Source organism: Methyloceanibacter sp., from assembly GCF_049590335.1.
GTDB lineage: Bacteria > Pseudomonadota > Alphaproteobacteria > Rhizobiales > Methyloligellaceae > Methyloceanibacter.
The window spans coordinates 1-15,145 of record NZ_JBAWCQ010000168.1; the positions used below are offsets into that span (position 1 = coordinate 1).

General features: G+C 61.9%; 16 protein-coding genes. 10 read left to right on the forward strand and 6 right to left on the reverse strand.

Features of this window, described 5'->3' with window-relative positions:
* From secA to WBQ77_RS12280, 3 genes are all read right to left on the reverse strand, one after another.
* On the reverse strand, window positions 1–1,631 hold a 1,631-nt coding region (gene secA, locus WBQ77_RS12270), incomplete at its 3' end, for a preprotein translocase subunit SecA (protein ID WP_424060470.1).
* 210 nt (window positions 1,632–1,841) lie between these two features.
* Window positions 1,842–2,375 carry an arsenate reductase ArsC gene (locus WBQ77_RS12275; protein WP_424060475.1) on the reverse strand — a complete coding sequence of 178 codons (534 nt, stop codon included), beginning with the start codon at window positions 2,373–2,375 and terminating at the stop codon, window positions 1,842–1,844.
* Between the two features lie 15 nt (window positions 2,376–2,390).
* Window positions 2,391–2,732, reverse strand: a complete 342-nt coding sequence (locus tag WBQ77_RS12280) for an ArsR/SmtB family transcription factor (protein ID WP_424042852.1) — start codon at window positions 2,730–2,732, stop codon at window positions 2,391–2,393.
* Window positions 2,733–2,885: 153 nt separating this feature from the next.
* On the opposite strand from WBQ77_RS12280, the gene WBQ77_RS12285 reads away from it, so the two are divergent.
* Genes WBQ77_RS12285 through WBQ77_RS12300 form a run of 4 tightly spaced genes read left to right on the forward strand, consistent with a single transcriptional unit; the run spans window position 2,886 to window position 5,623 of the window.
* Window positions 2,886–3,758, forward strand: coding sequence for a peptidylprolyl isomerase (locus WBQ77_RS12285; RefSeq protein ID WP_424060471.1), 873 nt, complete (start codon window positions 2,886–2,888; stop codon window positions 3,756–3,758).
* Between the two features lie 29 nt (window positions 3,759–3,787).
* Window positions 3,788–5,026 carry a bifunctional glutamate N-acetyltransferase/amino-acid acetyltransferase ArgJ gene (argJ, locus tag WBQ77_RS12290; RefSeq protein WP_424060472.1) on the forward strand — a complete coding sequence of 413 codons (1,239 nt, stop codon included), beginning with the start codon at window positions 3,788–3,790 and terminating at the stop codon, window positions 5,024–5,026.
* Entirely contained in the window at window positions 5,023–5,472 is a 450-nt protein-coding gene (mutT, locus tag WBQ77_RS12295) for an 8-oxo-dGTP diphosphatase MutT (RefSeq protein WP_424042849.1), read from the forward strand. Before argJ ends, mutT begins: the two co-directional genes overlap by 4 nt.
* The gene (locus WBQ77_RS12300; protein WP_424042848.1) at window positions 5,450–5,623 is read left to right on the forward strand and encodes a hypothetical protein; all 174 of its coding nucleotides are present in this window, start codon (window positions 5,450–5,452) and stop codon (window positions 5,621–5,623) included. Before mutT ends, WBQ77_RS12300 begins: the two co-directional genes overlap by 23 nt.
* Before the next feature lie 56 nt (window positions 5,624–5,679).
* Here the strand turns inward: WBQ77_RS12300 and WBQ77_RS12305 are convergent, their stop codons facing one another.
* Complete coding sequence (locus WBQ77_RS12305; RefSeq protein WP_424042847.1) at window positions 5,680–6,606, reverse strand: class I SAM-dependent methyltransferase; 927 nt, start codon at window positions 6,604–6,606, stop codon at window positions 5,680–5,682.
* A gap of 48 nt (window positions 6,607–6,654) precedes the next feature.
* Between WBQ77_RS12305 and WBQ77_RS12310 the strand changes: the two genes are divergently transcribed.
* The 4 genes from WBQ77_RS12310 to WBQ77_RS12325 all read left to right on the forward strand — a co-directional run bounded on the left by WBQ77_RS12310 (window position 6,655) and on the right by WBQ77_RS12325 (window position 9,654).
* On the forward strand, window positions 6,655–7,050 hold the full coding sequence (locus tag WBQ77_RS12310; RefSeq protein ID WP_424042846.1) for a double zinc ribbon domain-containing protein: 396 nt from the start codon (window positions 6,655–6,657) through the stop codon (window positions 7,048–7,050).
* A 91-nt stretch (window positions 7,051–7,141) separates the two neighbouring features.
* Window positions 7,142–8,032 (forward strand): carbon-nitrogen hydrolase family protein, encoded by an 891-nt coding sequence (locus WBQ77_RS12315; protein ID WP_424042845.1) that lies wholly within the window; start codon window positions 7,142–7,144, stop codon window positions 8,030–8,032.
* The gene (locus WBQ77_RS12320) at window positions 8,029–8,478 is read left to right on the forward strand and encodes a DUF1178 family protein (protein WP_424042844.1); all 450 of its coding nucleotides are present in this window, start codon (window positions 8,029–8,031) and stop codon (window positions 8,476–8,478) included. The genes WBQ77_RS12315 and WBQ77_RS12320 overlap by 4 nt, the downstream gene beginning before the upstream one ends.
* Window positions 8,479–8,643: 165 nt before the next feature.
* Window positions 8,644–9,654 (forward strand): L,D-transpeptidase, encoded by a 1,011-nt coding sequence (locus WBQ77_RS12325; RefSeq protein WP_424042843.1) that lies wholly within the window; start codon window positions 8,644–8,646, stop codon window positions 9,652–9,654.
* A 127-nt stretch (window positions 9,655–9,781) separates the two neighbouring features.
* Here the strand turns inward: WBQ77_RS12325 and WBQ77_RS12330 are convergent, their stop codons facing one another.
* A complete protein-coding gene (locus WBQ77_RS12330; protein ID WP_424060473.1) occupies window positions 9,782–10,651 on the reverse strand; it encodes a class I SAM-dependent methyltransferase in 870 nt (289 codons plus the stop codon).
* 296 nt (window positions 10,652–10,947) lie between these two features.
* Complete coding sequence (gene ubiG, locus WBQ77_RS12335) at window positions 10,948–11,718, reverse strand: bifunctional 2-polyprenyl-6-hydroxyphenol methylase/3-demethylubiquinol 3-O-methyltransferase UbiG (protein WP_424060476.1); 771 nt, start codon at window positions 11,716–11,718, stop codon at window positions 10,948–10,950.
* A 148-nt stretch (window positions 11,719–11,866) separates the two neighbouring features.
* Here ubiG and WBQ77_RS12340 point away from each other — a divergent pair, with 148 nt between their 5' ends.
* Together WBQ77_RS12340 and WBQ77_RS12345 are read left to right on the forward strand one after the other, a co-directional pair.
* Window positions 11,867–13,159, forward strand: coding sequence for an aspartate kinase (locus tag WBQ77_RS12340; protein WP_424042840.1), 1,293 nt, complete (start codon window positions 11,867–11,869; stop codon window positions 13,157–13,159).
* 83 nt (window positions 13,160–13,242) lie between these two features.
* The coding region (locus WBQ77_RS12345) for a putative PEP-binding protein (protein ID WP_424060474.1) at window positions 13,243–15,145 on the forward strand (1,903 nt) is incomplete at its 3' end.

A 15,145-nucleotide genomic window follows, 5' to 3' on the forward strand; every position in this document is an offset into this window, starting at 1 on the left:
GCCTCGATATCGGTCTCGATCTCGACGCGCTTCGCCTCGACCACCTCTGGTGTCGGCTCCTTGCCCTTCACGCTCTGTTCCGTCCGCCAGTTCTCAAGGCGCATGTCAAGATTGCCGCCGAGCTGGATGTCCGTTCCGCGGCCAGCCATGTTGGTGGCGATGGTCACCGCGCCGGGCACGCCGGCCTGCGCGACGATATGGGCTTCCTGCTCGTGATAGCGCGCGTTCAGAACGTTGTGCGGGACGTTGCGCTTCTTCAGCTGCTCGGCCAGGATTTCGGACTTTTCGATCGACGTGGTGCCGACCAGCATGGGCTGGCCGCGCTGCTGCGCTTCGCGGATCAGCTCGATGATGGCGTCGTATTTTTCCTGCGCCGTGCGATAGACCTCATCGTCTTCGTCCGCCCGCGCCATCGGCCGGTTGGTCGGCACTTCGATGACGTCCAGGCCGTAAATGTCCAGGAACTCGTCGGCTTCGGTCGCGGCCGTGCCGGTCATGCCGCCAAGCTTGTCGTAGAGCCGGAAATAGTTCTGGAACGTGATCGTCGCGAAGGTCTGGTTCTCCGGCTGGATCTCGACATGCTCCTTGGCCTCGAGGGCTTGGTGCAGTCCTTCCGAAAACCGGCGGCCGGCCATCATGCGTCCCGTGAATTCGTCGATCAGGACGACTTCGCCATTCTTCACGATGTAGTCGCGATCGCGCTGGAATACCTTGTGCGCCCGCAACGCCTGCTGGACGTGGTGCACGATGCTGACGTTTTCCACGTCGTAAAGGGAGTCGCCCTTCAACAGGTCAGCTTCGATCAGAAGCTGCTCGATATGTTCGTTGCCTTCCTCGGTGAGCGTCGCGTGGCGGGTCTTCTCATCGAGCTCGAAGTCTTCATCCCGGAGCTTTGGTATGAACACGTCGATCGTGTTGTAGAAATCGGATCGGTCGTCGAGCGGACCGGAGATGATCAACGGCGTACGGGCCTCGTCGATCAGGATTGAGTCCACCTCGTCGACAATGGCATAGGCGTGTCCGCGCTGGACCATCTCGCTCTCGAGATACTTCATGTTGTCGCGCAGAAAGTCGAAGCCGTACTCGTTGTTCGTGCCGTAGGTAACGTCGCAGGCGTATTGCGCCTTGCGCACGTCGTCGTCGATGTCGTGTTCGATCGTGCCGACGGTCAATCCCAGGAACTTGTAGATCTGCCCCATCCACGCGGCGTCGCGGCTGGCCAGGTAGTCGTTCACGGTGACAACGTGAACGCCCTTGCCGGTCAGCGCATTCAGATAGACGGGGAGGGTGGCGACGAGGGTCTTGCCTTCGCCGGTCTTCATTTCGGCGATGCGGCCTTCGTGAAGCACCATGCCGCCGACGAGCTGCACGTCAAAGTGGCGTTGCCCCAGCGTGCGCTTGGCGGCTTCGCGGACCGTGGCGAAGGCCTCCGGCAGAAGATCGTCGAGCGTTTCGCCGTCGGCAAGGCGTTTGCGGAACTCGTCGGTGCGCGCGCGCAGCGCCTCGTCGGAGAGCGCGGACACTTCGGGCTCAAGGGCGTTGATCGCCGCGACGGCGGTTTCGAACTTCTTGAGTTTACGTTCGTTGGATGAGCCGAAGACTTTGGTGGCAATAGTGCCGAGGGAAAGCATCGAACCGTTAGCCTCTTAGTGGCGTGAGCCGGGCCGCGCGGGGCTCTTGAGAAGCCCTGGAGGTCCTTGGCAGATGGAGTGTGGGACCCCCGGCGATTGCTAGCCGGTCTCACTCGGAAAACGGCGATAAAAACGCCAGGGGTCGACGCCGGAGACATAAGTTGCGGTCTGGGCCTTGTCAACGCGAGCCGCAGGGTATCCGTGGCACGGTTAGGCAAGCTCTTTGGCGCTTGCGGCACCGTGTTTGCCGATCTGGTCGAGCTGTTCCTGCAGTGAAAGCTTGCTCAGGCTCGCAAGCGGGAGGTTCACGAAGATGGAAATGCGCTGGGACAACATCCGGTAGGTGTCATCGAAGGCTAACGCCTTCTCCGCGTCCGTACCTTCCGCCTTGGCAGGGTCCGGGAGGCCCCAATGGGCCGACATAGGCTGGCCGGGCCACACCGGACACATTTCCCTGGCCGCGTCGTCGCACACGGTGACGACAAAGTCGAAAACCGGCGAATCCGGGCCGGTGAAGTCGTCCCATGACTTGGAATGCAGGCTCGAGAGGTCATAGTTCAGCTTTTTCAGCAGATTGAGAGCGTACGGGTTCACCTTGCCCGTCGGCATGCTGCCCGCGCTATAGGCTCTAAACTTGCCTACGCCTTCGCGGTTCATGATGCACTCGGCCAAGATCGATCGGGCGGAATTGCCCGTGCAGAGAAAAAGAACATTGAGAGGGTCTTTGGCGTCGCCGGTTGTCAGTTCGGTTTCCTCCGTTCAGTCCGAACAACATGTCGCAAGAGTGGTCTCGATCAACGGGCTGCAAACGGAAGGGTCCCCTTGGCAGCAGTCCTCCATCAGGAAGGACAAAAGAGCCCAGGTTCCTTCGAGATCTATGGCGTAAATCATGGACCGCCCTTCTTTTCGAGCCTTGATGAGATTGGCACGCGCGAGGACGGCCAGATGGGATGACATCGTACTCTTGGGGACGCCGACTGCCTTGGCGATGTCGCCCGCAGTCATCCCATCGGAGCCGACCTGGGCCAGCAACCGGAAAACCTTGAGGCGGCTTTCTTGGGCCAGACTGCTGAACGATCCGACGGCCTCATCAATATCCATAGTTCTAGAACTATTGAACTAAGATAACGCTGTCAATTCCTTCGGCTTGGCAAGTTCCAAGGCCAACGCTAAGAAGGCAGCCGGGGAAGCACCCAAACCCGCTCCGCCTTCCTTTTGAGGAGTCGGCCGGAGCCGAAGCCGAGGATTAATTCAGTGAAATTGTGGTCAGCCTTACTGCTCCTGGCAGCGTCGATGTCTTTTGTGCCGCTCGCCCACGCCGCCGACCCTGTGGTGGCGCGCGTTAACGGGTTCGAGATCAAACAATCCGATCTAGATTTTGCCGCGTCCGAAGTCGGACCACGGCTCGGTACCGTCCGCCCGGAGGACCGCAAGCGGGTCCTGATGCAGTTCATGATCGAGAACGAGCTCTTTGCCGGTGCTGGCGAGCAGGAGAAGCTGGACGAGAGCGACACGTTCGACAAGCGGGCGGCCTATCACCGGCGCCGTGCGCTGCGGGATGCGTTTTTTGACAAGAACGTCAGAGGCGCCGTCGACGATGCCGAGGCGAAGAAGGTCTTCGAAGAGAATATCTCCAAGTTGAAGCCGGAGCAGGAGATCAGCGCTCGGCATATTCTCGTCGACACGGAAGACGAGGCGAAGGAAGTCAAGGCTCAGTTGGAAGGTGGTTCCGACTTCGCCAAGCTCGCCGCGGAAAAGTCGAAGGACAAGAACGCCGAGGGTGGCAGTCTTGGCTTTTTCTCCCGCGGACAGATGCTGAAGCCGTTCGAAGATGCGGCCTTTGCGCTCGACGTGGGCAAGCTCTCGGAGCCCGTGAAAACGAGTTTCGGCTGGCACATCATTGAAATTCAGGAAAAGCGCAATCAGGAACTCCCGAGCTTCGACGACGTCAAAGACCCGATCATCAGCCAGCTTGTGGTCCGCAAGGCGCAAAGCGTCGTCGGCGATCTGCGCTCCAAAGCCAAGATCGAGATCCTCGATCCGGAGATAAAGCGGTCCATGGACGATGCGGCCATGCGTGGCGAGGCACCACCGTTGCCCGATGAAGAGTTCAAGGACGAAAACTAGCGGGTCGGATTTCGGCCCGGGATTCGGCCATGGACAAGGTTTCGCCGTTTGCACCGAAGCATGTGCCGGTCTTGCCGGCCGTAGATGGTGTGCGATTGGCTACGTGCGAAGCCGGCATCCGCTATGCGGGCCGCACAGACCTGCTCTTGGCCTTGTTTGAGCCCTCTACCGCCGTCGCTGGCGTCTTCACCACATCGAAGACGGCCTCGGCGGCGGTCGAATGGTGCCGGGAGCATGTGCGCCACGGGATGGCCCGTGCGCTGGTCGTCAATTCTGGCAATGCGAACGCATTCACCGGCCTCCGCGGGCGCGAGACGGTGGCCGAGACGGTGCGGGCCACGGCCTGTATAGCCGATTGCCTCGACGCGGATGTCTGTGTCGCCTCGACCGGCGTGATTGGCGAGCCATTGGACCCTGCCAAATTCGTCGGCTTTCTCGCGGGGCTCGCAGACGCGGCCGAGGCGGACGGCTACGACATGGCGGCGCGTGCGATCATGACGACCGACACTTTTCCGAAGCTTGCGACGCGAACGAGCAAGATCGATGGTGTGAGCGTAACGATCAATGGCATCGCCAAAGGCGCGGGCATGATCGCGCCCGATATGGCGACGATGCTCTCCTTCCTGTTTACGGATGCACCGATCGAGCCAGCTGCGCTTCAGGCGGTTCTCGCTCCATTGGTCGAAGACAGCTTCAATGCAATCACGATCGATAGCGACACTTCCACGAGCGATACGGTGCTACTGTTCGCGACGGGTGCGGCGGCGCGGCGCGGGTGCCCCCGTATCGCAGGCGCGGACGACCCGCGTCTTGCGGATTTTAGCAAGACGCTTGCCGATCTCATGCGCGACCTCGCCCATCAGATCGTGAAGGACGGCGAGGGGCTCACCAAATTCGTCAAGGTGAAAGTCACTGGCGCCGAGTCTAAGGCTGCCGCGAGAGCCATCGCCAAAGCGATCTGCAATTCGCCCTTAGTGAAAACGGCACTCGCGGGCGAAGACCCCAATTGGGGACGGGTCGTTATGGCCGTCGGCAAGGCCGGAGAGGCGGTCGATCGTGACCGGCTGGCAATCTGGTTCGGCGATAACGAGGTCGCGAAAGACGGCGAAGTCGCGCCGGGTTATGTCGAGGCGGAGGCAGCGGCCTATATGAAGGGCGCCGAACTTGCCATTACCGTCGACGTGGGCGTCGGTGATGGTCACGATACGATGTGGACCTGCGATCTCACCAAGGACTACATCGCCGTCAACTCCGATTACCGCTCATGATAGAAGCGGCGGCTCCAAAGCCGCTGGTGCTGGTGGCCGCTTGTGCGCTGATCGACGGTCAAGGCCGCGTCCTCATTTCTCGACGTCCGGAGGGAAAGCCGCTCGCGGGGCTTTGGGAATTTCCCGGCGGTAAGCTGGAGGATGGCGAGACGCCGGAACATGCGCTTGTGCGCGAGCTGGAAGAAGAGGTCGGGATCGCAATAGAAAAAACCGATCTAAGGCCTCTGACATTTTCGAGTTTTTCTTACCCCGACTTTCATCTGTTCATGCCTATATATGCTTGCTGGCGCTGGCTGGGAAAAGCCTCCGCCAAGGAGGGACAGACGTTGTCCTGGGTCGACCCGGTGGATTTGCGCGATTATGCGATGCCGCCCGCCGACGAGCCGTTGACCGGCCTAGTGCCCGGATTACTGAGGTGCTTGGGTGAAGGTGCTGTGTGCAAATAGAGGTCCGTTCGGAGCCACTCGGCCAAGTCCATTCGTCGCGCGGGCCGCGCGCTTCGCCGCGGACACATCCGGCGACACCGCCATCGAGTACGGGCTGATGATAGCCATCGTCGGCAGCGCCAATCTCGTGCTGACCTCGGGCGCTCAATAGGGTTTCGACAGGATCGGGGAACTCCTCCTCGATGTGTTCTCGATCTGAGACCGGGTTCACTCTTTCGATCGCGATTTAGGAAACGACGCCTTCGCGCCGCTTGACCGCTCCGTGGTATCGAGCGCGTCGGCCAGGCGGTTGCGCGCCGATCCCGGCATCAACGGTTTCTGCTGGCTCGGATCGGGTCCCCAGCCGCTCATGAACACGAACTGAAATGTCGCCGTGACCTTGCCGTCGGGTGTGCCGTAGCGCGACCGGTACAGCTCTTCGGCCCGTGCAAGCGTTCGACGTGACAGGGGCTTTTTGCTCCGGGCCATGAGAACATTGCCGCCGCCGAGTGCCCGGATTTCTTCCATCAACGCCCGCGGGGACGCATAAACCACTTCGATCTCTTCGGCGTCGGCCACTGGCAGTGCGAATCCGGCACGCTGCAGAAGTGCGCCATAGGCCCGCACGTCGCCAAAGGGTGCCACGCGCGGGGAGACACCACCGTCGATTTCCTCTTCGGCTTTGAGCAGGCATTGTCGCAATTCAGTGAGCGCCTTCGCGCCGAGCACCGCGGCCATGAACAGTCCGTCGGGAGCAAGCGCGCGCCGGACTTGGATGAGGCTGCCGGGCAGGTCGTTGACGCGATGAAGCGCAAGACCCGACACGATGAGATTGAAGGCACCGTCCTTGAATGGCAGCACGTCTTCGTCGCAGACCACCGCAGGGGTCGGGCAGCGCCGGGTATAGGCGAGCACGCTTTCGGCGTACACCACGTTCCCGACCGAGGGTAGGTCGGCGACGGTCCGTCCCAGAAGGCCGCGATAGGCGCCAAGGTCCAGGGCGCGCGGAAAGGCGCGCAGCATGATTTCGACCCGCTCGGCAATCTCGTGGGCCACATAAGCTAGCAGGACCTCACGCTCTTCGATTTCCGCGGCGAAGCGGGCCCGCCGTTGCCGCAGCAGATGCCGGTCGAAAAGAAGCGGTGCCTCGCTCATAGCGCCTCCTCAGGCTCATGCGGACACCCTATGATGGGTGCCATGTGGATGGGTGACACGGAGCCCGCGCCGAGACCAGCTTGGCGCACGATGCTCTGCTCGGCAGCCGATTTGGTTCTGCCGCCCGTCTGTGTGGTCTGCTGGAGCCCGATCGGATTCCAGGGGCTGCTTTGCGGTCGTTGCTTCGCCGGCATCGACTTTATCGTGCCTCCTCTTTGCGCGCGCCTCGTTGTGCTGCTGCCGTTTGACGCGGGCAATTCCAGCCTGTCGGCGGCGGCGATTGCGGCGCCGCCGGTCTATGACCGGGCGCGGGCCGTGGCGCGCTATGCACAGCCCATGGGCGATCTAATCCGAGGCTTCAAATATCGCGACCGGCAGGAGGGCTTGCGCCTTTTCTCCCGCTGGCTGGCGCACGCCGTTGAACCGGCGGCTTTCGTGCTTTAGGTAGCGCAGCTTATCATCCGAAGGCTAACGTCTCAGTTGCCTGTGGGCCGGACGGGTGCAAGACGGATCTACGATGGAGATGAGAACCGAGATGAAGTCCGACATTGCCAGGCGGTTTCGCGCCGCGCTCGTGCAATTGCGGGCGAGCCGTGTCGTTGCGAACAATCTCGTCGCGGCGGAGGCGCTCATCCGGGCGGCGGCGAAGGGGGGTGCCGATTATATTCAGACGCCTGAGAATACCGCGCTGATGGAGCTGGAGCCCGAACGCGTCCTGGAGCAGGTCCGGCCCGAGTCCGAGAGCGGGCCGTTGGCCCTGTTCCGCGCCCTTGCCGGCGAACTTGGCGTTTGGCTCCATATTGGCTCGCTGGGGATTAAGGTGGAGGAGAGGCGGGTAGCCAACCGGTCGTATCTGTTGGCGCCGGACGGCGCGATCGCCGCCCGTTACGACAAGCTGCATATGTTCGATGTCGATTTGCCCGGCGGGGAATCCTATCGGGAGTCCGACTATTACAGCCCGGGCAGTAAGGCCGTGCTGGCGGACTTTGTTCCGGGTGGTATCCCGGCGCGGCTGGGCTTCAGCATCTGTTACGACTTGCGCTTTCCCGCGCTGTACCGGGCCCTGGCTACGGCAGGGGCAAATATGATCGCCATCCCGGCGGCCTTCACCAAACAGACCGGGGAGGCGCACTGGCACGTGCTCCTGCGGGCCCGCGCGATCGAGACAGGTTCCTACGTCTTCGCCGCTACGCAAGGCGGTTATCACGAGAATGGCCGGTCAACATTCGGGCACTCCATGATCATTTCACCCTGGGGTGATATCCTGGCGGAGGCCGGCGCGGATCCATGCGTCATCTTCGCCGAGATCGACCTTGCCCGCGTGGACAATGTCCGGGCGCGGATCCCCGCGCTCAGACATGGGCGTGCGTTCGATCTCGAAATTGCAACGTGTGCGGACGAAGCGGCAAGGCGGCAGGCGTCATGATCCGCTATTCGCTCACATGTGACGCGGGGCACCAGTTCGACGCGTGGTTCTCGTCCGGGGACTCTTTTGATGAGCAGTCCGAGGCCGAAGTGATCCGCTGCCCCGTTTGTGGCAGCGCGGGTGTGTGCAAGGCCCCCATGGCGCCCGCCGTGCTACGCGGAGGGCGGAAATCACCTGAAAGCGAGGGCCCGCCAGTGCCGGCAGCCCCGAAGGCGCCCGTACCCGAACGTCAAACTTATGCCTTCTTAAAGGGGCTGCGGGAGCATCTGAAGGCCAATGCCAACGATGTCGGAACCAAGTTCGCCGCAGAAGCGCGGAAGATGCATAACGGCGAGGCCGAGGAGCGCAGTATTTATGGCGAGGCGACGGTCGATGAAGCTAAGTCCTTGCATGAGGACGGAATTCCAGTGCTTTCCTTTCCAAAGTTACCCGAAGACCACAATTAACAATTTGATCGTTTTGGCCGGCGTTGGCGCGCGGGTAACCAGTTGTTTGGCCCTTTCGCGTTTATCTGGACAACATTTCGCTAACTGCCGTGGAAAAGTCGGTTTGCCTCTGCAAAGATAAGGCGCTGCCGGACGGTTGGATCGCGCATAACCGGGGAACGAATCATGCGCCACTTTTCTTATCAGCAACCACAGTTTCTGACGTTGCCGGACTTTGTCCGCTTAACGTCGGCCGCGTGCTTTGCGGTGTTGCTGTTTGCCCAACCGGCGACCGCTGAGACCGACGTCCATGCCACATCGCCGGATCGCGATCTGAGCATGCCGCGGGGTCTCGCCGCGCAACCGAAGCCCGTCTATCCCGACAGCCGGATGGATCCGAGCGGCACCGCGCCGAAAGCCGCGGATACAGACACGAACAAGGCTGATACGAAAAAGCCCGCCAAGAAGGCCTCGCGTCCCACGGTCGAAGAACTGGAGTCGTCCTTGAATGGCGATCCGGACATTGAGACCCTGAAAAGCGATGACACGGCCGAGGCTGACGCGGCGGCCGAAATCGTCGAGCCGCAGACCCCGGTCGTCATCGCCAGCATCGATAAGACGACGCAAGAGATGACGGTCTTCGTCGACGGCGTCGAGGCGCATCGTTGGCCGGTTTCAACCGGCTTGCCCGGTTACGCGACCCCTGGCGGCACGTTCACCGCAAGTTCCATGAACAAGATCTGGTACAGCCGCCAATGGGACAACGCGCCCATGCCCCATGCGGTGTTCTTCACTAAAAAGGGTCATGCGATCCACGCCACCAACGAGACCAAAAAGCTAGGCCGTCCTGCCTCGCACGGCTGTGTCCGGCTGTCGCCCAAGAACGCGGAGACCTTCTTCACTCTGGTCAAGGAACACGGGTTGAAACGCACGGAAGTCGTCCTGACCGGATCGACGCCGGGTGGGGACTACAAGGTCGCCGATCCCGATCGCCGCTACGATCCGTATGGAGAGTATAGCCGGCCCGCCTATCCGCGCTACGCGCCCAACCGCAACTATCGCCGCTACGGGTATAACGAGATCCAGCCGCGGGCTCAGCGCCGCCGCCGGGCGTTCCAACCTCGCCGCCAGGCTCCGCCGCGCTATCGCCGCCGCGCTCCGCGCCGGGGTAATTGGTTCCGCGCGCCCGGCTACTAGACGAGATTGTTAGCGCACCCCTGATCGTTCCACGACGCTATCGAGTTTGCCTCGGCCACGCCGCGTGTCTAATTCGCCTCGGGCGTCCGGTACCGGTACTCGTCTACGAGTAGCGTGTTGTCTGTCCTTAGGCCGATAGCAAGCGATCGAGCGGAATTCGGGCGGCGTCTTCGCGCGGCCGGGAGAGGAAAAACTCGGCGACCAGATTGCCTTCCGTCTCCTCGCCTGTAGGATCGACCCCTCGCTCGATCAGCTGCTCCAGAATTCGTTCTCGTTCTTCGTCGGAGGCGAACGCACGCTGGATGAAGGTCTGCCCATCGAGTTTTTCTGTAACGAAGCCGGACTCGCCAAGTGTTTCCTCGATTGCGTCGAACGGAAACATGCGCAGCACAAAATTGGCGAACCAGGGCTGTCGCCCCTCTGTTAGCGCCGGCAACAACCGCTCGAAGCTCTTCTCGGTCACATAGCCGACACATCCGGTCGAGGTCACCAAATCGACCGGCGCCAAATCCGCGACGGCGGCTTCGGGCAAAGACTGGTTTTCAAGATCCAGCGCCAGGCCCCGATCCAGCAGGCCCGCTTGTTCGGCGAAGGCGATCGCATTCCCGGCAACGTCGAGGCCCATCACCTCGATACCTTCGACCCGCTCAAGTCCGGCAAAAAATTCCCTGTCTTGTTTAATGATTTCCTCGGCCGTGATCAGTGCAGGCGTCATCTGCCCCCAACGCACGTATAGGTCCTCGATCGTTAGGTCATATTTGAGGAGCGCTGCATTGATTCCATAGGAACAGCCGATGTCCAACACACGGACAGTATCGCGGGCATTGCGGCGTAGGAGCGCGATCAGTTTCTGGAGAATTGGCCTTGCAGCGCCCGGAATCGTGTAGCTGACACTTTTTAATTCGCGAAAATACGCTCGTGGATCGGCCCGATCGTAGATATGATCCATGCTGGCCTTGGCGTCGTTGCTTTCATCAAATTTTCGGTCATTTAGCATTGCTCCTCCGGGGTTTATGCTTCCCAAGCATTCATTAGGACGCGCGACATGCTCGCCGCCCGATGACTCTTTTCGAACCGGCAAGCGAGCAGGAAGGCGGCGCGCTGCCGCGCCGCGATGCAAAATTTCGACGTATTTGCTTAGGTGCTCAACCATAGCACGGTGTGGTCGAGAAACCCAAACACACGGTTAGGAGGCTGACTTAGGTCAGGCCGATGCCAGGCTTGAGAATGTCCTCAATTTACGCGTCGCAGAGGACCAAATTGGGAGGCGTGAGGCTTGGCAGCTGCGGCGGCTTAGGCACGCGGTCTCGTGGCTGTGACGAAGTAGTTCACGCCGGTATCGCGCGCAAGGCTCCAAGAGTCCGACAACGGATCATAGATCATGCCGGTGAGGTCGCTGGGTTTGAGCCCGGCACCTGTCAGCGCGGTCTTCAGCTCCTTGGGCGTTACGAACCGGTCCCATTGATGGGTGCCCGCCGGAACCCAGCGCAGCACGTATTCGGCACCGACAATTGCGAGGGCAAAGGATTTCAGCGTCCTATTCAGTGTCGACAGGATCATGACGCCGCCTTCGGTCGCGAGCGGTGCGAGCCGCTTCAGGAACGCGGGCACGTCCGGCACGTGCTCGACGACTTCGAGGAGGAGGACGGCGTCGAAACGGCGCCCTTGATCCACAAGCGCTTCGGCGGTCGTGGTCTCGTACTGGATCGAGAGCCCGGGGCCCTCCGCATGGGCCTTGGCCGCGGCGATGGTCTCAGCAGCGGGGTCGATGCCTGTGACCTCGGCCCCAAGACGCGTCAAAGGTTCGGCGACGAGACCGCCCCCGCAGCCGATATCCAGCACTTTGAGGCCTTCGAGGCAGGGCGGTTCCTTCGGATCCCGCCCGAAATGCGCGCAAAGCCGGTCGCGAATATAGGTAAGCCTTGTTGGGTTGAGCTGATGAAGCGGCCGGAATGGGCCCGTCTCGTCCCACCACTCTTCGGCCAGGGCCGCGAACTGGGCGACCTCGCCCGCATCGAGGGTCGAAGACGCATCTTGAGCGGCTCTGTCGTGGGAAGCGGTCATGGGCGCATTGGCGGTGGGCGACGGCGGCCTGTCAAGGACGGCGCGCAATACGGCGTCTCCTGTTGCAGGTCAGAACCCATATCAGTAGAAAGACCAGGATTTTCCGGCCGACCCGATCAGCGGGCCGGCCCTCTTCTTGTGAGCCGTTATGTCTTTGCTTGTTTTGAAATTTGGTGGCACGTCGGTGGCCGACCTCGATCGGATCCGCAACGCGGCCGCGCACGTGAAGCGCGAATGCGATGCCGGGCATGCCTGCGCCATCGTGGTTTCCGCCATGGCTGGCCAAACCAACCAGCTCGTCTCCTGGGTCGAAGAGGCTTGGGGCTTCAAGGCGCGCAGCGACGCCGGGACCCAAGCGTCCGCGGCCTATGACTGCCGGGAATACGACGCGGTTGTGTCCTCGGGTGAGCAGGTGACGTCGGGGCTCCTGGCCCTGGTGCTTCAGTCCTTGGGGGTGAGCGCGCGCTCTTGGCAGGGATGGCAGGTTCCCGTGCGCACGGACGAAGCCCATCAAAAGGCCCGCATCACCGGGATCGAAGTCGACGAGATCAAGGCCGCGATGCTGGGCGGCGAGGTTGCCGTTTGTGCCGGTTTCCAGGGTATTGCTCCGAACAACCGGATCGCGACGCTCGGCCGGGGCGGCTCGGATACGAGCGCGGTGGCGCTCGCCGCGGCGCTCCAGGCCGATCGCTGCGATATCTACACGGACGTGGACGGGGTCTATACGACCGACCCAAGAGTCGTGGCGAAGGCTCATCGCCTCAACCGCATCTCCTATGAGGAAATGCTAGAGATGGCCTCTCAAGGGGCCAAGGTCCTGCAGACCCGTTCGGTGGAGCTTGCCATGCAGTGGGGCGTGCCCGTGCTCGTGCGCTCCAGCTTCGATGCGCCGGATATGCCCGGCAACCCCGACACCGGCGAGGGGATCGGTACACTCGTTTGCCATGAGGATGAAATCGTGGAGCAGAATGTCGTCAGTGGAATTGCTTATGCGCGGGACGAAGCCAAGGTGACGCTGCTGAAGGTCGCCGATAAGCCCGGCGTTGCCGCACGCGTCTTTGGTCCTCTCTCGGGCGCTCATATTAATGTCGATATGATCGTGCAGAACGTGTCAGAGGACGGGCGCTCGACGGATCTGACCTTTACCGTGCAGAGCGCGGATCTCGACCGGGCGCTCGAGGTTCTCAATTCGGCCAAGGATGAGATCGGTTACCGCGATCTGCGCGGGGCGACCGACATCGCCAAGGTCTCGGCGATCGGCGTCGGCATGCGGAGCCATGCGGGGGTTGCAGCACAAATGTTCAGTGCCCTTGCCGAAAAGGGCATCAATATCGAGGCGATTTCCACGTCCGAGATCAAGATCAGTGTTTTGATCGATGCTGCCTATGCCGAGCTTGCGGTGCGAACCTTGCATACCCTTTTTGGGTTGGACAGCGCGTAGACGCAAAAATATGGCTACTCTAGCCGTTCAATTTGGGGAAGCTCGAGAGTCCGCCAGGTGCGGATGGTCTGGGACTGATCGTTATGTCTGCATCCGTTGGTGCTCCAAGGCAGATGCTCCGCCGCCTCCGCGAGGTGATGGCGGAACACGAGAGCGCGCAGGCACGCCTGGACAAAGTGGTCATGCTGATCGCCTCGAATATCGTGGCCGAGGTGTGCTCGCTTTATTTACGCCGCCGTGACAGATCGCTCGAGCTGGTCGCCACCGAGGGCCTCAATACGAGTGCGGTCCACAATACCCATCTGAAGCCCGGCGAAGGTCTCGTCGGCCTCGTCGCCGAGCAGGGCGAGCCGAAGCAATATGCGGACGCCCAGCATCATCCGGCGTTTTCATTCCGCCCCGAGACGGGCGAGGAGATCTATCACTCCTTCGTGGGCGTGCCGATCTTGCGCGGCGGGGACACGATAGGCGTACTCACGGTGCAGAATCGCACGATGCGCCAATATTCCGACGAAGAGGTCGAGGCGCTGCAGACCACCGCCATGGTGATCGCCGAGACGTTGGCTTCGGGAGGCATCCTCTCCGAGGAAGTCACGGCCGAGAAAGGGCGCGATTCGAGCATTCGGTTTGTCGGGCAGCCTATCTCGGAGAATGTGGCGCTCGGGCACATTGTGTTGCACGAGCCGCGAATCGTGGTCACCAAGCTCATCGCCGAGGATCCCGAGCTCGAGCGGAGCCGGTTGCAGCAGGCCATCGAGGAACTGACGGGACAAATCGACGACATGATGGAGCGGGGCGATCTCGCGCGCGCCGGCGAGCACCATGAGGTTCTCGAAGCATTCCGCATGTTCGCCCACGACCATGGCTGGCGCCGGCGTTTGGACGAAGCCCTGGCTACCGGCCTCACCGCCGAAGCCGCCGTCCAGCGCGTCCGCAACGATACGCGTGCGCGGATGATGCGCATGCCGGACCCCCGCTTTCGCGACCGGCTTCACGACATCGAGGACCTTTCAAACCGGTTGCTCCGCTTCCTGTCTGGCGAAACGGCGACGGCATCGACCGGTGCGCTGCCGGATGATGCGATTGTCGTAGCGCGGACGATGGGGCCTGCCGAGCTGCTGGACTACGACCGTAAGCGCTTGCGCGGTCTTGTGCTGGAAGAGGGCGGTGCCAATAGCCACGTGGCCATCGTCGCGCGTGCGCTCGGCATTGCCGCGATCACCCAATGCAAGGGCGTGGTTGAGATGGTGGAGCCGGGCGACGCGGCGATCCTCGACGGTCAGGGCGGCGAGATGCATCTGCGCCCGACCCAGGAAGTGGTCCACGCCTATTCCGACAAGGTGCGCTTCCAGGCGCGCAAGCAGGCCCAGTACGCGGCTTTGCGTGACGTGCCGGCGGTTACGCTCGACGATCAACGGGTAGATTTGCATATCAATGCGGGTCTGTTGTTCGACTTGCCGCATCTCAAACAGTCCGGCGCGGATGGGGTCGGACTGTTCCGGACTGAGCTTCAGTTCATGATCTCCGAGACATTCCCGCGGCTCGAGCAGCAGACGAGGCTCTACAAGTCGATCCTCGATCAAGCGGCCGGCCGGCCGGTCGTGTTTCGTTCCTTGGATGTCGGGGGTGACAAGGTCATCCCCTATTTTCGCGGGGGCGCGGAAGAGAACCCGGCCCTTGGCTGGCGCGCGATCCGCATGGCCCTCGACAGGCCCGCGCTGTTCCGCACCCAGATCCGCGCCCTGCTACGCGCGGCCCACGGTCGGGCGCTGCGGATTCTCCTGCCGATGATCTCCGACGTCTCTGAGTTCGAGGCGGCCCGCGGGCTTATCGATCGCGAACTCACGCTGCTGAAGACACATGGCCGCCCGGAGCCCGCGACGCTGATGGTCGGTGCCATGGTCGAGGTGCCGGCGCTCTTGTGGCAGCTCGATCACCTGCTGCCCATGACGGACTTCGTCTCAGTCGGGTCGAACGACCTTATCC